The following is a 19288-nucleotide window of genomic DNA, read 5'->3' on the forward strand; positions in this document are numbered from 1 at the left end:
TGTGGTTAGGTGACCGCGTGCTCTGTTTCGGCGGCACCGGCGTGCCGATCGTTCTGCTCCACGGTCTGATGGGCCGCGCGCGGACGTGGCGGCGTGTCGCGGAGTGGCTCCGGCCCTACGGCGCGGTGTACGGCCTCGACGCGCGCGGCCACGGCAGCGCCCCGCGTGTCGGACCCTGGACGACCGAGCGGTTCACCGACGACGTCGCCGCCGCGCTGCGGACCCTGGATGCCGGCCCGGCCGTGCTCATCGGGCATTCGATGGGCGGCCTCCACGCGTGGACGACCGCCGCGAAGTACCCGGAGCTGGTGCGCGCGGTCGTCTCCGAGGACTTCGCCCCCGACCAGCGCGGCCGGACCGTCGAGACGTGGCGCGGGTACTTCGAGAGCTGGCCGGTGCCGTTCAAGTCCTTGGAGCACGTCCGGGAGTTCTTCGGCGACGCGGGCGAGTACTTCGCCGACTGCGTCGAGGAGCGTTCCGACGGGTTCCACCTGGTCGCCGACCTCGAGGACCTGTACGTGATCGCCGCGGAATGGGGCCGCGTCGACTACTGGCCCACGGTCGACAAGATCCGTTGTCCGTTGCTGCTGATCGAGGGCGAGCACACGGCGATGCCGCCCGGCCAGCAGGCGCTCGTCGCGTCCCGGGTCGCCGGCGCGAAGCACCTGGTGGTGCCGGGCTCGGCGCACCTGCCCCACGACGAGGCCCCGGAGACCTACCGAGGCGCCGTCGAAGCCTTCCTGTCCGACGTCTTCCTGCGCTGAAGCCGCATCTTTCTCGGGGAAAGTGGCGGTTTTGGCACCCACATGGGGGCGCTAGATTTGGGAAAGGTCGGATCGCCAGGCTGCGGTGGAGCGGCCGGCGGGGACGATCAGGGGCCAGACGTCGGCGCCGAGGAAGCCGGTCTCGTCGGACGCCTTCGCAGCGGTGCACGTGTGGCGTGGCAGCCCGGCCTGAACGGACAAAGCGGCCACCGCGTCCTTTGTGGACTTTCCGAACACCCCGTCGGTCGGCACGCCGAAGCCGGACGCGCGCAGGAACTGCTGCGCGAGCTGGACCCGACGGCCCGTGTCCCCCGGCTTCAGCAGCGGCCACTCGGCCTCCGACCGCGCCACCTGGACGCCGAGGACGCGGCCCACCGCCGTCCGCAGCTCCGGCAACCGGTTGTAGAGCACCTGGCCGGGGCATTCGGTCGTGTTGAAGTCGCGGTGGCCCTTGATGAACTCGGGCGCGATGCCGTACTGGTGCGCGATGTAGGCGACGAGCGAGACCAGCGAGTTCCACAGCGCCTGCGGCACGTCCACCGTGCTGTACAGGCCCTCGTTCTCGATGCCGATGACCTCGCTGTTGTGGTTCCCGACGTTCGCGCCCTGCACGTGCTGCGTGCCGCCGCGCAGGATCTCCAGGCTGCGGTGCCTGCCTTCGGTGACGAACCCGCCGCGGCTGTTCGTGAACTGCTGGCCGCTGTCGATCCAGCCGTTCTTGTCCATGTGCAGGTTCTGGATGAACCGCGAGACGTAGAACGCGCGCGCCAGCGAGAAGTCGTTGTTCATCGGCGGGTCGACCGCGTGGTGCACGACGATGTAGGTCGGTTTGTGGTTTTCGACGACGATCGGGCCGGTGGCGGCCCGCGCGCCCCACTCGGAGGTGGAGTGGATCGTCGGTGTCGGCACGGCCGCCGAGGCCGTCCCCGTGGTCGTCATCCCCAGTGCGCCGGCCGCGCTCGCGGTCATCCCCGCTTTGAACAGGGTCCGGCGGTCAACAGTGACCATGCGGGAAAGGTAACCCCGCATCGCGTCGATGACAACTATTGACCAACTTTGGTCGTAGCGCGTTAGTGTTCGCCCGGCAGTGCGAAGAGCCCGCCGCTGGTCTGTTCGAGCAGGCCGTCGGCGAGCAGGGAAGCCAGGCAGCGGTCGCGCTGCCCGCCGTCGTGCCACACCAGGTCGAGGCGGGCCTTCTCCACCGGGCCTTCCGAGCCGCGCAGGACGTCCAGCAGCAGGCCGCGGACCTGCCGGTCGGTGCCGGCGAACTTCTGCACCGGCTTGGCCGGGCCGGCGTACTCCGGGCGGCCGGCGAGCTGCCACGCGCACTCGTCGTAGACCGGGCAGTCCGCGCAGCGCGGGCTCCGGGCCGTGCAGATCAGTGCCCCGAGCTCCATGATCGCCGCGGAAAACCGGGCGGCCGGCTCGTCTTCGGCCGGGAGCAGGGCCTCGACGTCGTTCATGTCACGGGTGTTCGACGCGGGCCCGGCGTCCCCGGCCCCGTGCACGGCCCGCGCGACGACGCGCCGCACGTTCGTGTCGACGACCGGCGCCCGCCGCCCGTAGGCGAACGCGGCGACGGCGCGCGCGGTGTAGGCGCCGATCCCGGGCAGCGCGAGCAGGGTGTCCACATCGGACGGAACGACGTCGCCGTGGTCCCGTGCGATCACCCCGGCGGCCTCGTGGAGCCGCAGCGCGCGCCGCGGGTAGCCGAGCTTGCCCCAGGCCCGCACGACCTCGCCCTGCGACGACGCGGCGAGCGCGGACGGCACCGGCCAGCGGGCCATCCATTCGTGCCAGATCGGCTGCACGCGGGCGACCGGCGTCTGCTGCAGCATGATCTCGCTGACCAGCACGCCCCACGCCGAGCAGTCCGGCTCGCGCCAGGGCAGGTCCCGGCCGTGCGCGGAGAACCAGTCGAGCAGTACGTCAGCGTCCACAGCCACGCCGGGCAGGCTACTTCGCGTACTTCGGCAGCTCGCGGGCGACCTCGTCCGGCGACGGCATCGCGGCGATCTCCTCGGCGATCGCGCGGGCCGCGTCTCGGCAGGAGGACGCCTTGCGGGCCTGCTCGGTGACGGCATCCGCGGTCAGTTCGCCGGGTAGGAGCCGCAGTGCGGCACCGGCGGAGCAGAGCGCTTCGGCGTTGGCGAACTGGTCGGCGCCCTGGGGCAGGACCAGCTGCGGGACGCCGGCGGCGAGCGCGCCGAGGGTGGTGCCGCTGCCGCCGTGGTGCACGACCAGGTCCGCCTGCGCGATGGCTGCCGCCTGCGGTACCCAGGCCCGGGCCGTCACGTGGGCCGGCTGCGGCCCGAGGGCCACCCCGCCGGTGGCCACCACGACGTGCGTGCCGAGCGCGGCCAGCCCCTCGATCGCCGTCGTGAGGACCTCCGGGGTGCCGAACGCGGTGCCGAGCGTCAGGTAGATCAGCGGCCCCCGGAAGTCGCCTGGCTCGGCGAAGGGCACTGGGCGCAGCGCGATCCGCTCGGCGGTCGCGAGGAAACCCGCGTCCTGCAGGGACGGCGGGCAGATGTCCAGGTGCGTCCCGCCGTCCGGGCGCTCGAGCCCGATCCCGTCGGGGAACATCCGCCCGAAACCGTGCCAGAGCGCGGCAATCCCGGCGCGCCGCGCGGCGACGCCCACCTCCGGGACGCCCCACCCGTGCACGACGAGATCGGGCCGGAGCCGCTTCAGCTCCGGCTCGATGTCCTCGGCGTAGATCTCGTAGAACGAGTCCGCGGGCCGGAACGGGTTCAGCCCGAGCCGGCGCAACGGCGAGTGGACGTGCTCACCGGCGGCGAAGTGCACCTCGTGCCCGATGTCCCGCGCCGCGACCGCGAGCGGGACCATCGGGTAGGTGTGACCGGCCGACGCGAGCCCGGCGAAGAGGACGCGCACGAGATCCCCGTTCAGATGGTGACGACATCTGAACGGAAGGCTACTCGACCTCGGTGAGCTTCCCGGTCTTGACGTCGTAGACGAAGCCGCGGACGTTCTCCGTGTGCGGCAGGTACGCGCTGCGCCGCACCCGCTCCACCGACGTCCGGACGCTGTTCTCGACGTTGCGGAACGCCTCCACCGACCAGGTCGGGCGCAGGCCGGTGTCGCTCTCCAGCTCGTCCTTGAAGTCGTCCTCGGTGACCATCGACAGGCCGCACTCGGTGTGCTGGACGATCAGCACCTCGCGCGTGCCCAGCTTGCGCTGCGAAAGGGCCAGCGAGCGGATCATGTCGTCGGTCACCACGCCGCCCGCGTTGCGCAGGACGTGCGACTCACCCTGCAGCAGGCCGAACAGCTCGAACACCCGGATCCGGGCGTCCATGCAGGTCAGGATGGCCACCTGCAGTGACGGCTTGGGCGAGGACCGGTCGCCCGGCGTCACCTCGCCGAGTTCCTGGTTGCGCTTGAGCAGAACGTCGATCGAGGTCATCGGTCACCTTCCGGCCAGTGGCCCCGCGGCGCGGGCGTGCCACTCCATTTCACCTGGTGAGTACCCCGATGGGCAATGCACTACGAGCTATGTCACGGGTCAGCCCCCGAACCAGGGCTCCTCCACCGTTCTAGGGGGTCCCGACGTCCGCCCGACGCGCAGCTCGGTCGGCAGCGTGATCACCTTCGGCGCGCTCCGCTCGGCCGAACCGAGCAGCAGCCGGCCGGCCACCTTGCCCTTCTCGAGCACCGGCTGGTGCACCGTGGTGAGGCCGATCCGCTCGGCCTCGGCGATGCCGTCGAAACCGGTGACGGTCAGGTCCTGCGGTACTCGCAGCCCTCGCCGCTCGGCCTCGGCCATGGCGCCGAGCGCGAGGATGTCCGAGGTGCAGATCACGGCCGTGATCTGCGGGTACGCGTCCAGTAGCTGGCTCGCGGCGGACGCGCCGTCGTCCACCGTGTGGTCGAAGCGCTCGATCACGGGGACGCCCGCCCAGTCGACGCCGGCCGCGGAGAACGCCACGGCGAGCGCTTCGAGCCGGGTGCGCTGGACGTGGAAGTGCGCGCCGCTCTGGCGTGCCGGGGAGACGAAGTCGTCGTTGCGCTCGCGGGCGAGCCGCATGCAGATGACGCCGACCTGCCGGTGGCCGAGGCCGACCAGGTGCTCGGCGATCTTGCCGACCGCCGCCGCGTCGTCCGGGCCGACGCGGTCGATGCCCTCGATGCTCGGCTGGTCGATGATCACCGTCGGCACCGGACGTTCCAGCACGGCGGCCAGGCTCGGGTCGTCGTCGGGCACGGAGTAGACGACGAAGCCGTCGACGCCCGCGCGGTGCACCGCGGCGACGTCCTCACGGCCCGGGCTCGCCGGCACCAGGTGGAGGCCGACACCGGCGTCTTCGCAGGCCAGGGCCAGTCCTTCGAGCACGCCGACGGCGGCGGGGTCGCGGAAGGCGTAGGAGAGGTTCTCGGTGAGCAGCAGCCCGACCGCGCCCGCCCGGCGGGTGCGCAGGGAGCGGGCGACCGGGTCGGGACCGGGGTAGCCGAGGCGGCGCGCGGTCTCGAGGACGCGGCGGCGCAGTTCGGGGGACAGCTGGTCCGGCCGGTTGTAGGCGTTGGACACCGTGGTCCTGGACACACCGAGCTCCGCCGCGAGCGACGCCAGCGTCGCCTGCCTCCGGGTGCGAATAGGACGTCCCATCAGCAAACCGTAACGGTTCAGATCGAATTCATGAAGAGACACCCCGGGTGGTCGATGTCTCGATCCGCATGCGCGAAGACGCATACACCAAAACACGAACGGATGGCCAGGATGTCATCCGGATGGGGTAAGGTGAATCTGACAACGGTTTCCATTAGCGTTACGGTCTCGATCCAGGAGAGTCTTCGATGAGTTCCCGTCGCACCAGGAGCGCGCTCGCCGCCGCTTCGGCCCTGTCCGTGCTCGCCCTGGCCGCGTGCTCGGGCGGAACCTCCGGCTCCGACGGCGGCGGGCAGTCCGGCGGGTCGGACAAGGTCAAGGTCGTCGCCTCGACGGACGTCTGGGGCAGCGTCGTGAGCGCCGTCGGCGGCGACAAGGTCGAGGTCAAGTCGATCATCCACGACCCGTCGGCCGACCCGCACTCCTACGAGACGACGGCTGACGACGCGCTGGCGGCGAAGGACGCGAAGCTGCTGCTGTCCAACGGCGGCGGCTACGACGAGTTCTTCGACAAGCTCACCGCGCAGGCCGGTGACGCGAAGAAGCTCGTCGCCTACGACATCGCCGCGACCGGCGACGAGAACGAGCACGTCTGGTACGACCTGCCGGGTGTCGACAAGGTCGCCGACCAGCTCGCGGCGCAGCTCGGGGAGCTCCAGCCCGCGTCGAAGCAGGTGTTCACGGACAACGCGACGGCCTTCAAGGCGAAGGTCGACGCGCTGGAGAAGCGGCTCGGCGAGCTGGGCGCTTCGCACCCGGGCACCAAGGTCGTCGTCACCGAGCCGGTGGCGCACTACCTGCTCGAGAGCGCGAAGCTGACGGACGCGACGCCGAAGGCCTTCTCGGACGCCGTGGAGAACGACACGGACGTCCCGGCCGGCGCGGTGAACGAGTACAAGCAGCTCATCGCCACCAAGCAGGTCAAGGCGCTGATCAACAACGCCCAGACCGTCACGCCGCTCACCCAGGACGTCGTGGCGCAGGCGAAGACCGCCGGGATCGGTGTCGTCGACGTGACCGAGACGCTGCCGCAGGGTGTGACGGACTACATTGGCTGGATGACCGGGGAAGTCGAAGCGCTGGCAGGAGCGTTGAAGTAGCCATGCCTCCTGTCTCCGTCTCCGACGACGTGCGCCCCGCGGTCCGGGTCCGCGGGGCGGGGCTCGCGTTCGGTCCCCGGACTCTCTGGTCGGGGCTGGACCTCGTCGTCGAGCCGGGCGAGTTCCTCGCCGTGCTCGGCCCGAACGGCTCCGGCAAGAGCAGCCTCCTCAAGGCGCTGCTCGGCATGCAGGGCCTGTCGGCGGGCGCGGTCGAGATCGCCGGCGGCCGGCCGGGTGGCGCGAACCGCAAGGTCGGCTACATCCCGCAGCAGCGCGCGATCGACGAGTCGCTGACGCTGCGCGGCGTCGACCTGGTCGGGCTGGGGCTCGACGGCCACCGCTGGGGGCCGGGCCTGTTCGGCATGGCAGCACGCCGCCGCCGGGTCTCCGAAGCCATCGAAGCGGTGGGGGCGACCCGGTACGCGAAGCAGCCGGTCGGGCGCCTGTCCGGCGGCGAGCAGCAGCGGCTGCGGGTGGCGCAGGCCCTGGTCGGCGACCCCGAGGTGCTGCTCTGCGACGAGCCGCTGCTCTCCCTGGACCTCGCGCACCAGCGCGCGATCAGCGAGCTGATCGACTCCCGGCGGCGCACGGCCGGCACCGCGGTGCTGTTCGTGACGCACGAGATCAACCCGGTGCTGCCGTTCGTCGACCGGGTGCTCTACCTGGTCAACGGGTCCTTCCGGATCGGCAAGCCGGACGAGGTCATGACCACCGAGACGCTGTCGGAGCTGTACGGCACCCGCGTCGAGGTGCTGAAGGTCGGCGGCCAGATCCACATCGCGGGCGCGCAGAGCGCGTTGTGCGAGGAAGAGCCGCACCACCACGAACACGACGTCGAAGAGCAAGTGGGCTGAGTCTTGGATCTGTTCGACTTCGGCAAGACGTGGGAGCTGATCACCGAGCTGCCCGGCGTCCAGACCGCTTTGCTGGCGGCTCTCATTCTCGGCCTGGTGGCGGGCGTGCTGGGCCCGCTGATCGTGATGCGGCGGATGTCGTTCGCGGTGCACGGGACGTCCGAGCTGGCGTTCACCGGCGGCGCGGCGGCGTTGCTGCTCGGCATCGGCGTGGAGTACGGGGCGTTGATCGGCGCGGTGGTGGCGGCGCTGCTGCTGGGCATCCTCGGCGCGCGTGACGCGGACCGCGACTCGGTGATCGGCGTGATCCTGTCGTTCGGGCTCGGGATGGGCGTGCTGTTCCTGTCGTTCTACAAAGGACGGTCCGGGAACAAGTTCGGGATCCTGACGGGCCAGATCATCACGATCGATTCGACGAACCTGACGTTGTTCGTGGTGTCGTCGGTGGTGGTGCTGGCGGTGCTGGCGCTGGTCTACCGGCCGTTGCTGTTCGCTTCGGTGGACCGGAACGTGGCCGTGGCGCGCGGCGTGCCCGTGAAGACGCTGACCGTGGTGTTCGCGCTGCTGGTGGGCGTTTCGACCGCGTTGAGCGTGAAGGTGGTCGGCTCGCTGCTGGTGGTGGCGCTGATGGTGACGCCCGCCGCGGCGGCTGCTCGGGTGACGGCGTCGCCTTGGAAGGCGACGGTGCTGTCGGTGGTCTTCGCCGAGGTGGCGGCGATCGGCGGGATCGTGCTGTCGCTGGCGCCGGGGCTGCCGGTGAGCGCGTTCGTGACGGCGATTTCGTTCTTGATCTACGTGGTCTGCCGGGTGATCGCCTGGCAGCGCGACCGCCGCACGCGCGTCCGCGCAGTCGACCCGGCCCCAGACCTCGTCGCGGCGGCCTAAGGACGTCACTTTCCCTAGGAAAGATGCGTCCAGGGGTCCTCCAGACGCATCTTTCCCAGGGAAAGTGATGCTTTGGCGGTGTCCTGGCGGCCTGACCCAAGCGCCCCAATGTGGCGTTCGGTGCGTTGGACGCAACCAACGCCACATTGGGGCGCTGTTAACCAAGCATCAGCAAGACCTGGAGCTCACCCACCACGAACCCGATCACCCCGCCCACCGCGATCAGCTTCCACTCGTCCTGCCGGAACGCCGGGCGCAGCAGCCCCTCGAACTCCAACGGCGTCAGCGCCAGCATGCGCTGCTCGATCATCTTCGCGACGTCCATCGCCTCGGTCAGGTAGCCCTCGGCGTACCGGGCCGTGTCGGGTAGCCGCTCGAGGGCTTTCACCGCCGCCGCGTGCTTCATCGACTGAAGGCGCGTGCCACCCACCGCGAAAGACAACGGCAGCTGCGCGTCGACCGCTTCCGAGACGAGGTTCTCCACCAGCGCCGCCAGCCGGTCCGCCCGGGGCCCGCGCAACACCGCGTCCAGCAGGTTCTGGACCGTCAGGACCTCGTTCGCGATCAGCTCGCCGTACTGCCGGGCCACCTCCGCACGCCGGCGCTGGAACTTGCCCTGGAGGATCACCCGCCCGACGCGGACCGGCTCGCGCGGGACGAAGATCAGCTTGATCGCCAGCCAGTCAGTGCACAGCCCGATCACGCCGCCGAACGCCGGGAGCACCCACGGCTCGTGCGTGAACGCCCACACGATCGTCTGCACCAGGCCCAGCCCGAAGCCGAAGTAGATGCCCATCCGCGCGATGAACGCCATCTCCGGCCGGGACGTCTCGCGGATCAGCCGCACCAGCAGCGCCTTGTCCCGCGTCAGGCGCTGGACCGTCATGTGCTGGACGTCGAGGACCTCGTCGAGGTTCTCGCGGACGTCGTCGAGGAACTCCCGCACCAGCCGCGGTGCCGACGCCTGGACCTGCTTGATCAGCATCTCCTGGGCCAGCGTCGGCAGGACCTCCCACAGCCGCGGGTGGTGCTCGGCGAGCACTTCGCGCGCGATGTGGTCGACCGCGCGCAGCAGCGGCTGCTCCAGCTCGCTCGTGATGATCACCGGGTCGATCCGGCCGAACACCTCACGGAGGTCGAGCAGGTTCGCGGTCAGCAGCTCGGTCGCCACCGCCGCCATCCGCCCGCCGTGCTTCGGGACGACGCCCTGCCAGCCCAGCAGCGGCGGGATCCCGATGAAGTCGAGCGGCCGGAACATCATCTCGATCGCGACGCGCTTGGTGACGTACCCGATCAGCGCCGCGACGAACGGCATCGCCGCGTACAGGGGCCAGTTCAGGGCGAGGTCGTGCAGGACAGCGTCCACCCCGACCTCCCTCGCTCACCCGAGAGCGAAACCGTACCGGCTACCCGAGCAGGGCGAGCACCTGCAGTTCTCCGACGAGCCCGCCGATCACCGCGCCGACCGCGATGAGCTTCCACTCGTCCTGCCGGAACGCCGGCCGCAGCAGCTGCTCGAACTCCAGCGCGCTCAGCTTCTTCATCCGGTCGACGATCGTGTTCCGGACGTCGAGCGCGTTGATCGCGTAGTTCTCGGCGTACCGGATCGTGTCCGGGATGCGCTCCGCGGCCTTCGCCGCCGCCGTCTGCTTCATCTCCTGGAACTTCCTCGTGCCGACGGCGATGGCGACGAACGGCTTGACGACGCTCGCCTGCGCGTCGATCGTCTTCTGCACCTCGCGGGTGATCATCGCGAAGAGCCGGTCGGACTTCGGCCCGCGCAGCACCGCTTCCAGGAGGTTCGGGATGGTGATGATCTCGCGGGCGATCATGTCGCCGTAGTCGGCGGCGACCTGGTCGCGGCGCTTCTGGAAGACGCCCTGCCAGGTGTAGACGCCGAAGAACCGGCGAGGCTCGCGCGGCAGGAAGATCATCTTCAATGCCAGCCAGTCGGTGAGCCAGCCGATGCCGATGCCGAACAGCGGCAGCACGATCGGCGACCTCGTCAGGGCCCAGACGACCAGCTGGACGCAACCGAGGACGAACCCGAACCAGATGCCGGAGCGCGCGATGAACCGCATTTCGGGGCGGGAGATGTCGCGGATCAGCCGGTTCAGCAGCGCCTTGTCGCGGACGAGGTTCGTCACGACCATGTGCTGCAGGTCGAGGACGTCCTCGATGTTGCCGGCGATCTCCCGCATGATCTTGGTGATCGCTTTCGGCGCCTCGGCCTGGACGCGCTTGAGCAGCAGCTGCTGCGCGCCGTTCGGCAGCACCTCCCACAGCCGCGGCTGGTAGGTCTCCATCACCTCGCGGGTGACGTCCTCGACGACCCGCAGCAGCGGCTGCTCGATCTCCTTCGCGACCTGCGCCGGGTCGAGCCGGGCGAAGATCTCCTTCGGGTCGACGAGGTTCGTCGTCAGCATCTCGGTGGCCGTCGCCGCCATGCGCTCGGCGTTGGCCGGCAGCACGCCCTGCCAGCCGAGGAACGGCTTGATCCCGGTGAACTCGAGCGGCCGGAACATCATCTCGATGGCGACGCGCTTGGTGACGTAGCCGATCAGCGCCGCGATGAACGGCATGGTGACGTACACCTGCCAGTGCGTGCCGAAGTCCACCCGCGCACGCTATCGGCCCTCGATCGGGGCGGCAGGGGCAGCACCGGGAGTTCACCCTCCGGGACGTCCACTGTGGCCTCCTCGCGGCAACCGCTGGTCAACCGAGGTCGGAATGCCAAGTGTGACCGGGGGTTCCCGAATTCGTGATGCATCCGTTTGGCGGTACGTCCTTGAGGTCCCTTGCTCATTAAGGTGGCCCGATGGTCGCGCCCGAGAAGCCCCACTCCGCCCCGAAGACCGCTCAGTTCGCCGTGGGTGTCCGCGGCTACAACCAGCGCCAGGTCGACGAACGCCTCGCCGAGCTGACCAAGGAGTTCCGCGAGACGTCCCGCAGCCGCGACGAAGCCGTCGCGACGTCGTCGGACCTTTCCAAGGCCCTCGCGTACGCGCAGAAGGAGCTCGCCGAGACGAAGGCCGCGCTGGCCAGGATGAGCTCGAGCCCGTCCGGCGCGGGCGCCATGGCCGAGCGCGTCCGGATGATGATGCAGCTCGCCGAGGAGGAGATCGCCGACCTGCGTTCGGCGGCCGAAGCGGATGCTGCGTCGACTCGCGAGCAGGCCGACAAGTACGCGCACGAGACGCGCCGCACGGCCGACAAGCTGGCGAAGGACGCGGAAGAGGAGCGCGCCCGCCTGCTGTCCGAGGCGAAGGGCGAGATCGAGAAGCTGAACGCCGCAGCGGGCGCGAAGCGCGTCGAGCTGGCCGCGGCGGCCGAGCGGGCCCGCAAGGAAGCGGACGCGAAGGCCGAGGCGGCGGCGGCCGAGGCGCGGGCCGAGGCGGACCGGAAGGCCGCGGAGGAGCTCGCGGCGCGCAAGAAGGCGTTCGACGAGGAGATCGCGCGGAAGAAGCAGGAGACCGAGGCGGCGCTGGCGTCGGCGAAGTCCCAGCAGGCCACCGCCGACCAGAACCGGAAGCTGGCTCTGGACCTGCGGTCGAAGGTCGCCGAGCGGATCGCGGCGACGGACGTGGCGGTGCAGGAGGCCATGCGGTTGCTGGCCCCGGTCGAGGAAGCTCCCGCCGCCGGCAACGGCGACCGGAAGCCGGCCCCTGCTCCGGCCGCGAAGGCGCCCGCCGCTCCCGCTCCCGCGAAGGCCCCGGCTACCCCGGCCAAGGCCTGACCTTTCCCCGGACGCCGGCGCCCCTCGGATCTTCGAGGGGCGCCGGGCCATTTCCGCGGAAGCGGTGCCCGGCGCAGGGCCGGCGGGTGGTGAACCGCACAAATCCCCCGGGCGGGGAGGTGGCCGAAGCTCGTGGGTGGCTGGCAGTGTTCAGCTCAGCTGCCGATCACCACGAGACGACGGGACCCGCACATGATCCTCGAGACCGAGCGGGCCGCCGTCTGCGCCTACGCGCGCCGGATGGTCGGGGACGGCCTGGTCGTCGGGACCTCCGGGAACGTCTCCGTGCGCGCCGGTGACCTCGTCGCGGTCACCCCGACCGGCGTCCCCTACTCGAGCATGACCCCGGCCGACGTGACCGTCGTCGACCTCGGCGGCCAGGTCGTCGACGGCTCGCTCAAGCCGACCAGCGAGCTGCCGATGCACCTGTCCGTGTACTGGGACGTGCGCGATCCCGACCGCGAGCCCGTCACCGCCGTCGTCCACACGCATTCGCCGCACGCCACCGCCGTGTCGACCCTCGTGCGCGAGGTGCCGCCGATCCACTACATCGTCGCCACGATCGGCCCCTCGGTGCGCGTAGCGCGCTACGCCACCTACGGGACCCCTGAGCTCGCGGCGGCCGTCCTCGAGGCCCTGGAGGGGCGCCGCGGCTGCCTGATGGCCAACCACGGCACCCTCACCTACGGCGACGGCCTCGAGGCCGCCTACCACCGCGCCCAGCAGCTCGAGTGGGCCTGCCGGGTGTGGCTGCTCGCGCAGAGCGCCGGCCGGCCCAGCCTGCTGCCGCCGCCCGAAGTGGCCAACGTGGTCGACCGGCTGCGCGGCTACGGCCAGGACCAGTACGGCCCGGCCTAGGACGCCAGCGCGTCGACGGCGTGGACCGCGTCCAGCAGCTCCGCCACCGTCGGGTCGTCGACCGCCTCCTTGATGCACTGCCACAGCTGGAGGTTCGCCGTCGCCCAGCGCGAATACGTCGCCGCCGCGTCGGGGTTGTAGAAGTAGTACCCCTCGTCGTGGACGTCGCACTGCTCGCCGACGATCTTGTGCGCCAGCTCGCGCAGGCTCAGCCCGTTCTCGCGCAGGTACCGGTGCGCGAGCACCACCGGCGTCACCGGCAGTGCCTTGAACAGCGTGTCCGCGTCGCTCAGCGCCTGCGCCTCCAGCGAAATGTCGCGGCCGCGCGTGGCCATTTCGGCCTCGTCGATGATGTCGTCGATCCAGCGCGCCACGTCGCCGGGGACGCCGCACTCCGTGAGGAGCTCCAGCCGCAGGCTCCGGCCCGCCGCCGCGGGCGAGTTGCGGAGCACGAGGTAGTTGACGTCGTGCACCAGCGCCGCGACCTCGACGACGGCGCGGTCGGCGCCGTTGTGCTCGGCGAAACCGGCCGCCTTCGCGCGGACGAAGCTCACGTGGTGCCAGCCGTGGAACGGCAGCCGTTCCGCATAGCGGCGGCACAACCGGTGAACCCGGTCTTCGACGGCGTCGACGATGGCATGGTCGATCGTGCTTTCCTGCGTGCGCATACACCTCTCCCATCCCGGCCGTGGTGTTCAGACGGGTGGAGTAATGGTAAGCGCCGCTGACGCCGGTGTGTAGCTAGATGCGGTCGGCCAATTCCCCCAATCGGACCTCTACCGGAACGTGACGATGGCCGATTCCCGTGGCGGGATCGAAAGAAAGGCTGAAACTGCTCACCGGGCGTGATTTCACGAGGAACGTCATCGTGCCGTCGGCCGCTTCGGGGATGCGGTGGAATTCGTCGGCCAGCATGGTGATGCTGGTCCCGGCGCGGCACACGGTGCTGCGCCGCCGTCTCGCGGAACTGATCAAGCCGGTGCCGGCGTCGATCGTCGTCTCGTACTTCTCGTGGCGGTAGTCACCGCGGAGAATGGTGGTGCAGAAGTGGTACCTGTGGTTGTGCACGGAATCCGCGTACCCTTCCCGCCAGTCCTCCTGCGCCTTGTATTCGTGCAGCCAGAAGGAAAACGAGTCGGACGGCGAATCGAGCAGGCACCAGGCGAAGTGCGTCGTGGTCTCCCGGGACGAGCGCAGGACTTTCGCGGATTCCGCGGTGGAGAGCGTGCGAAGCTGCGAGCGCAGCTCCGCGCGCAGGCCGGACTGGGCGGCCCACGGGCGGAACCACTCGTCGACCGCGCGCCAGTCCGCGGCGAGCGGGTGCCGGGCCGTGCGCAGGCGCATGGCCAGTTCGGACAGGGGGGACAGGCGGGTGAGCAAGGTCAGCTCCCTAGCTCGGCGACTTCGGAGAACTCCGTGCGGAAGGCGTGGAACTTGCTTTCCAGCTCACGGAACTGCTCCTCGGACAAGGGGGATCCGGTGATCTTTTCGAACAGCGCCAGGAAATCCGTCCGCGTCGTCGCGGACGTGATGCGGAAGTGGCGGCCGGTCCGGGACTGCGAGACGCGCACGAACTCGGCGCGTTCCATGTTGTAGAGGAAGGAACCTTCGGTGAACCGCAGGGTCCGCGGGTACAGCTTCGTGGCGCCGCGGACGTCGCTGTAGAGCGACACCCACACGCTGTCGTCGAACATTTCCAGCCGGTCCAGCGGCGGGTCGGCGACCACGGTGATGTCGACCTGCGCGCAGCGGCTGCGCGCCAGGAAGAGGCCGACGAGGCCGATCCGGATCTCTTCGTCGAGCCGGGTCTGGATCTGGTCGGAGTCGACGTCGCCTGCTTCGCGGCGCAGCAGGTAGCGGGCGCGCCCGCTGATTGCGCCGGCGTCACGCGGATCGGCGATGACGGCCCGGAGCTCGCGTTCCGTGCGGGACAGCAGCAGGCGGGCGGCCGCGTGCCGGCCGGAGAAGCCGCGGAAGAAGTACTGCCGGGTCGCGTCGAGGTCGGCCATCAGCGCCCGGTTGAACGCGGGGTCGGGGTCGGTGGTCGCCTCGAACACGTCGGTGGGGAAGAACTCCTTGTTCAGCGCGCGGTATTCGGAGCTCAGGTCTTCCAGCGCGCGCCGGCTTTCCTCGATCACCGGGGTCACCAGCGCCTTCTGTGAAGCGCTGGCGGTGATCAGCGTGGTGCCGAACCCCACGATCGCGGAGATCAGGGTGCCGGTGCCCAGCGACGTCACCAGGTTCTTCCCGGTGCCGGGGTCCATCAGGCCGGCGAGCCACAGGCTGAGGCCGGCGACGACGACGAGCACCGTGAGGAGCAAGCTCGTCCTGGTCCAGAAGATCTCCTGCAGTGGGGTACGGCGGCGGGATCCGCCATCCGCAGCCACTTGCTTCACCTCCCTCGAACCACCCGAACGGACGTATGCTTACGGTGTCTGTTCGAGTGCGGGGAGTCACTTTACGCGCCTGACGGGACGCGCGAAATAAGAAGTTCGGGGGACGGGACTGACGGACGGACGTCACTCTCGGCAATAATTCACCAGGTCCGCGAGTTTTCCGAAAACCACGAAATTCCCGGCTCAAAGCGTGGCCGGGAGACCCTTTCGTACCAGCCCGGACCGGGTTCGGCCGTCATCAGGAAATCCACGACGACCGGTGCGGGCGCCGGGTGGATCTCCGGGTGATCACGTTCGCCGCGCGCGAAGTCCACCGGCCAGGCCAGTTTCTCCTCGCCGAGCGAAAACTCGCCGCCGGCACCCGTGCGGTTGCCGCGGGCGTCGAGGCGGGACCACGTGCCGTGCAGATACACGGCATTCAGCCCGTGCAGCGCGGAGAGCTCCTGGTAGCAGAACCCGGCCGGAATCCCTTGTGCCCGCAGCAAAGCGGCGAGCAGGTGCGCTTTGGCGTAGCAGATCCCGACGCGCTCGCGCAGGACGTCCGACGCCCGCCAGGTGACGCGCGGGTCGCGCGCGTCGATCACGTGGTCGATCTCGTCCCGGACGAAGAGGAACGCGGCCTTCGCGCGCTCGACGGGATCTTCGCTCGTGGCTGCCAGAGCTTCGGCGCGCGCTCGGATCGATGGGTTTCCGTGGTCGACGACGGTGTCCGCGGCGAGGTAGTCGCTCAGCCGAACGGACGTGGGCGACGGAACGGGACTCATCCGGCCATCGTGACAGGTTCGGCCATTCGGGCGAGACTCATTTTCGGCGTCGGCGACGCTCCGCGTTCACTGGTTACGGAAGGTAAAAATCGGGTGAGAAGCCGGTCCACCGCAGTTCCGCGGGCAGGTGGCCGACGTCGTTGTAGGTCAGCAGCGCGGCCGGCCGGCCGGGCGAGTAGCGGATCACGGTGAGCGCGGCGTTGGCGTGGTTGAGCGCGAGCCACCGCCACGGCGGTGCGTCCTGCGAGGCGCGCACGAGCCAGCCGGCGAGGAAGTTGTGCGTCACGAGCACTTCGAACCGCGCCTCGGTGCCAGGCACGGGCCCGGTGAACCGCCGCTCGGCTTCGGCGGCTCTTCCTTCGTCCGCGGGCGGAAGCTGCCGCGCGAACGCGTGCAGGAGGTCACCGGAGGTCTCGGGGAGCTCCTCGCGCATGGGCGTGTACGGGACGAAGTCGCCGGCCGCGTCGTCGACGTAGATGGGGACGCCGGGGAGCTGGGTGGCGAGGAGCGCGGCGGTTTGCGAGGTGCGCGGGAGAGGGCCGTGGTGAACGGCGGTGATGGGGACCTCGCGGAGCCGCCGTCCGAGCAGGACGGCCTGCTGCCGGCCGGCGTCGGTGAGGTCGCCGGTGGGTGCCGCTTCGCCGTGGCGGGTCAGGAAGAGGTACCGCGTCGCGAGCATCAGCCGACGGGCACGAGGGCACCCTGCGGGCCTTGGCCGGGCGCGAACTGGGCGAGCAGCCGGATCGGGGCGGGGTGCGGTGGGAGGACGGTCGAGGCGAACGGCGTGATCGTGTGCTCGCGGCCGCTGTTCGTGTGCAGGTGGACGCTCACGTGGACGTTCCGGTCGGCGGGGATTTCGAAGCTCACCGCGCCCCATGAGACGACGTATTGGCGGCCGTCGATGCTCGCGATCGGGGCGTAGGCGCGGACGGTGTGGCCGAGGTGCGGGATCTCGACGGAGAGCAGCCGGCGGGGGCCGGTGTGGTGGTCGACGTAGGGGATCACGCCGGGCACCTTGGCGAGATCGGTCGGCTCGGTCATCCCTGCTGCCTTTCTGACTGGTCGCCGATCATGCTGCCAGGTCGGAACCAGCGGCGTGTGCGTTCCCTGCCAGCCGGGGGCGCGACGCTCGGCACATGATGATCAAACTGCGGCCCGGAAGCACCGTGATGTTCACCGGCGACTCGATCACCGACCTCTGGCGGCCCCCGGGTGAGGACCGGTGCGGCTACCCGCTGCTGGTCGCCGGCTCGTGGTGCTTCGAGCACCCGGAGTGTCCGGTGACCTGGCTGAACACCGGGCGTGCGGGTGACAAGGTGATGGACCTCGAAGCTCGATGGCAGGCGGATGTGGTCGACGTCCGTCCCGACGTGGTGTCGATCCTCGTTGGGGTCAACGACATGGGGTGGCACACGTTGGACCCTCGCGGGCGGGTGATCTCTGCCGACGAGTTCGCGGCGGGATATGACCGGTTGCTGGTGCCGCTTGTATCGCTGGGGACGGAGCTTGTTCTCGTCGAGCCGTTTCTCTTGCCGGTCAAGGGAGTTGTCGAGAAGGTGCTGCATTTGGGGGATGGGGATCGTCTGGTGCGGATCGACGAGGGGGTGCGTGAGGGGTGGCGGGCGGATCTGGATGCGAAGATCCGGGTGGTTCGGGAGCTGGCTGACGAGTACGGGGCGCAGCTTCTTGCTGCGGACAGCATGTTCGCGGAGCTGCGGGATCCGGGGAGGTGGTCCGATGATGGAATTCACCCGACTTCGGCTGGGCATGGGGTGCTTGCGGAAGCCTGGTTGCGATTGGTCGCTTGACCGCTGAAGGCGCTGCGTATCGGTTCGGTGGGGCGGCTATCAGAACTGGTAGTACAAGAATGGGCTGAATGTTCCCGTTGCGATCAAGATCGCCGCGTACAGCAGTCCTGCCGTCATCACGCCGATGCGTAGCGCCGTTGCCGGCTTGCTTCTTGACGACTCCAGTAGCGGGCCCGTCACCGGGTGGGCCGGGAGTGCGAACACCGCCAGGGCTGCCAGTAGCAGCACCAGCCTCTGGTTCGTGAACGCCTCCTCGACGCCCGTGCCCAGGCCGTCGAAGTCGGGGAGCAGCATGTGGCCGATCATCGACAGTGCGTGGCCCAGGTCCGGGGATCTGAAGAACACCCAGCCGAACACCACCAGGAGCATTGTCAACGCCCGGCGCAGGTAGCGCTTCCACTTCACTGCCGGGTCGAGGTCGAGACCGAAGCGGCGCTCGATCACCAGGAGCGCTCCGTGGTAGCAGCCCCACACCAGGAACGTCCACTGGGCTCCGTGCCAGAAGCCCGTCAGCACGAACACGATGCAGAGGTTGCGGTACGTGCGAGCCGCGCCGTGACGGTTGCCGCCCAGGGGGATGTACACGTAGTCGCGGAACCAGCGGCTCAAGCTCATATGCCAGCGGCGCCAGAACTCCGTGATCGTCACCGATGAGTACGGGCGCGCGAAGTTCTCCGGGAGGCGGAAGCCCAGCATGCGGCCCAGGCCGATCGCCATGTCCGAATAGCCCGAGAAATCGAAGAACAGCTGGAGCGTGTAGCCGATCGCGCCTAGCCACGCCGTCGCGAACGTCATCTGGTCCGAGGGCACCCTGAAACACGCCTCGACCAGCGGGCTGAGCGAGTCGGCGATGATCGTCTTCTTGCACAGCCCGAGCGCGAACCGGGGGAAGCCCGCCGCGAGGTCGTCGAGGCGGTGGGAACGCAGCTGCGGCAGCTGGTCGGCGATCTCGCGGTACCGGACGATCGGGCCGGCCACCAGCTGCGGGAACATCGCGATGTACGCGGCGAACGCCACCGGGTTCCGCAGCGCCTGACGCTCGCCGCGGTAGATGTCGACCACGTACGAAATGTGGTGGAACGTGTAGAACGAGATGCCGATCGGCACCACCAGGCTCGCCACCGGCACACTGCCGCCGAACCAGTGCGCGACGGCCGCGATCTGCTGCGTCGCGAACCCGGCGTACTTCCAGATCAGCAGCACCGTGACGTCGAGCGCCACGACCGCGATGAGGATCTTGCGGCGGCGCCCGCCGTTCAGGTCGAACGGGTCCGGCGCCAGCAGCGGCCCGGCCAGGAAGTTGACGACCATGCAGCCGAGCAGCAGGAACACGAACGCGCCGGCGCCGATGGTGTAGAACAGCAGGCTGGCGACCGCGACGATGCCGTTCCGCCACGTCCGCGGGCACACCAGCACGGCGATGAGCACCGCCGGCATGAAGTACCACAGGAACAGTGGCGAAACGAACGACATCGGGTCCCCTCGAGTTATCC

General features: G+C 69.7%; 21 protein-coding genes. 7 read left to right on the forward strand and 14 right to left on the reverse strand.

The features are described from left to right. Positions 1-17 precede the first annotated feature (17 nt). A complete protein-coding gene (locus ACZ4TR_RS04460; RefSeq protein WP_465285714.1) occupies positions 18-764 on the forward strand; it encodes an alpha/beta fold hydrolase in 747 nt (248 codons plus the stop codon). Positions 765-815: 51 nt separating this feature from the next. Here the strand turns inward: ACZ4TR_RS04460 and ACZ4TR_RS04465 are convergent, their stop codons facing one another. From ACZ4TR_RS04465 to ACZ4TR_RS04485, 5 genes are all read right to left on the reverse strand, one after another. Then, on the reverse strand, positions 816-1772 hold the full coding sequence (locus tag ACZ4TR_RS04465; protein WP_465285715.1) for a peptidoglycan recognition protein family protein: 957 nt from the start codon (positions 1770-1772) through the stop codon (positions 816-818). A 62-nt stretch (positions 1773-1834) separates the two neighbouring features. After that, positions 1835-2710: an HhH-GPD family protein gene (locus ACZ4TR_RS04470; RefSeq protein ID WP_465285716.1), complete on the reverse strand. Its 876-nt coding sequence runs from the start codon at positions 2708-2710 to the stop codon at positions 1835-1837. Positions 2711-2720: 10 nt separating this feature from the next. Continuing rightward, a complete protein-coding gene (locus ACZ4TR_RS04475) occupies positions 2721-3662 on the reverse strand; it encodes a glycosyltransferase (protein WP_465285717.1) in 942 nt (313 codons plus the stop codon). Positions 3663-3702: 40 nt separating this feature from the next. Beyond that, on the reverse strand, positions 3703-4194 hold the full coding sequence (locus ACZ4TR_RS04480) for a beta-class carbonic anhydrase (protein ID WP_004560727.1): 492 nt from the start codon (positions 4192-4194) through the stop codon (positions 3703-3705). Positions 4195-4293: 99 nt separating this feature from the next. Further along, positions 4294-5394 carry a LacI family DNA-binding transcriptional regulator gene (locus tag ACZ4TR_RS04485; RefSeq protein WP_465285718.1) on the reverse strand — a complete coding sequence of 367 codons (1101 nt, stop codon included), beginning with the start codon at positions 5392-5394 and terminating at the stop codon, positions 4294-4296. A gap of 188 nt (positions 5395-5582) precedes the next feature. Between ACZ4TR_RS04485 and ACZ4TR_RS04490 the strand changes: the two genes are divergently transcribed. From ACZ4TR_RS04490 to ACZ4TR_RS04500, 3 genes are read left to right on the forward strand one after another with little or no spacing between them, the layout of a single operon-like run. Next, a complete protein-coding gene (locus ACZ4TR_RS04490) occupies positions 5583-6494 on the forward strand; it encodes a metal ABC transporter solute-binding protein, Zn/Mn family (protein ID WP_465285719.1) in 912 nt (303 codons plus the stop codon). A 2-nt stretch (positions 6495-6496) separates the two neighbouring features. Then, the gene (locus ACZ4TR_RS04495) at positions 6497-7348 is read left to right on the forward strand and encodes a metal ABC transporter ATP-binding protein (RefSeq protein WP_465285720.1); all 852 of its coding nucleotides are present in this window, start codon (positions 6497-6499) and stop codon (positions 7346-7348) included. 3 nt (positions 7349-7351) lie between these two features. Beyond that, positions 7352-8233, forward strand: coding sequence for a metal ABC transporter permease (locus tag ACZ4TR_RS04500; protein WP_364526750.1), 882 nt, complete (start codon positions 7352-7354; stop codon positions 8231-8233). A gap of 157 nt (positions 8234-8390) precedes the next feature. On the opposite strand, the gene ACZ4TR_RS04505 is transcribed toward ACZ4TR_RS04500, so the two are convergent. Both ACZ4TR_RS04505 and ACZ4TR_RS04510 read right to left on the reverse strand, forming a co-directional pair. Then, positions 8391-9599: a DUF445 domain-containing protein gene (locus ACZ4TR_RS04505; RefSeq protein WP_465285721.1), complete on the reverse strand. Its 1209-nt coding sequence runs from the start codon at positions 9597-9599 to the stop codon at positions 8391-8393. A gap of 40 nt (positions 9600-9639) precedes the next feature. Beyond that, positions 9640-10815: a DUF445 domain-containing protein gene (locus ACZ4TR_RS04510; protein ID WP_465286294.1), complete on the reverse strand. Its 1176-nt coding sequence runs from the start codon at positions 10813-10815 to the stop codon at positions 9640-9642. Between the two features lie 236 nt (positions 10816-11051). Here ACZ4TR_RS04510 and ACZ4TR_RS04515 point away from each other — a divergent pair, with 236 nt between their 5' ends. Together ACZ4TR_RS04515 and ACZ4TR_RS04520 are read left to right on the forward strand one after the other, a co-directional pair. After that, positions 11052-11969, forward strand: a complete 918-nt coding sequence (locus tag ACZ4TR_RS04515; RefSeq protein WP_465285722.1) for a coiled-coil domain-containing protein — start codon at positions 11052-11054, stop codon at positions 11967-11969. Between the two features lie 192 nt (positions 11970-12161). Then, the gene (locus ACZ4TR_RS04520; protein WP_465285723.1) at positions 12162-12827 is read left to right on the forward strand and encodes a class II aldolase/adducin family protein; all 666 of its coding nucleotides are present in this window, start codon (positions 12162-12164) and stop codon (positions 12825-12827) included. Here the strand turns inward: ACZ4TR_RS04520 and ACZ4TR_RS04525 are convergent. The 6 genes from ACZ4TR_RS04525 to ACZ4TR_RS04550 form a co-directional block, all read right to left on the reverse strand. Further along, entirely contained in the window at positions 12824-13495 is a 672-nt protein-coding gene (locus ACZ4TR_RS04525; protein ID WP_465285724.1) for an HD domain-containing protein, read from the reverse strand. The two genes, ACZ4TR_RS04520 and ACZ4TR_RS04525, sit on opposite strands and share 4 nt — an antisense overlap. 73 nt (positions 13496-13568) lie before the next feature. Further along, on the reverse strand, positions 13569-14207 hold the full coding sequence (locus tag ACZ4TR_RS04530; RefSeq protein WP_364517206.1) for a hypothetical protein: 639 nt from the start codon (positions 14205-14207) through the stop codon (positions 13569-13571). Between the two features lie 2 nt (positions 14208-14209). Continuing rightward, a complete protein-coding gene (locus ACZ4TR_RS04535; protein WP_285477066.1) occupies positions 14210-15223 on the reverse strand; it encodes a hypothetical protein in 1014 nt (337 codons plus the stop codon). A gap of 140 nt (positions 15224-15363) precedes the next feature. Further along, positions 15364-15987, reverse strand: coding sequence for a transglutaminase domain-containing protein (locus ACZ4TR_RS04540; protein ID WP_465285725.1), 624 nt, complete (start codon positions 15985-15987; stop codon positions 15364-15366). Positions 15988-16060: 73 nt separating this feature from the next. Next, the gene (locus tag ACZ4TR_RS04545; protein ID WP_465285726.1) at positions 16061-16666 is read right to left on the reverse strand and encodes a histidine phosphatase family protein; all 606 of its coding nucleotides are present in this window, start codon (positions 16664-16666) and stop codon (positions 16061-16063) included. Then, entirely contained in the window at positions 16666-17028 is a 363-nt protein-coding gene (locus ACZ4TR_RS04550; RefSeq protein WP_465285727.1) for a hypothetical protein, read from the reverse strand. The genes ACZ4TR_RS04545 and ACZ4TR_RS04550 overlap by 1 nt, the downstream gene beginning before the upstream one ends. A gap of 95 nt (positions 17029-17123) precedes the next feature. Here ACZ4TR_RS04550 and ACZ4TR_RS04555 point away from each other — a divergent pair, with 95 nt between their 5' ends. Continuing rightward, a complete protein-coding gene (locus tag ACZ4TR_RS04555) occupies positions 17124-17795 on the forward strand; it encodes a GDSL-type esterase/lipase family protein (protein ID WP_465285728.1) in 672 nt (223 codons plus the stop codon). Positions 17796-17834: 39 nt separating this feature from the next. Here ACZ4TR_RS04555 and ACZ4TR_RS04560 read toward each other — a convergent pair whose 3' ends face one another. Continuing rightward, a complete protein-coding gene (locus ACZ4TR_RS04560; protein ID WP_465285729.1) occupies positions 17835-19268 on the reverse strand; it encodes an MBOAT family O-acyltransferase in 1434 nt (477 codons plus the stop codon). Positions 19269-19288 lie beyond the last annotated feature (20 nt).

It is taken from the genome of Amycolatopsis sp. NPDC028719 (assembly GCF_055565395.1).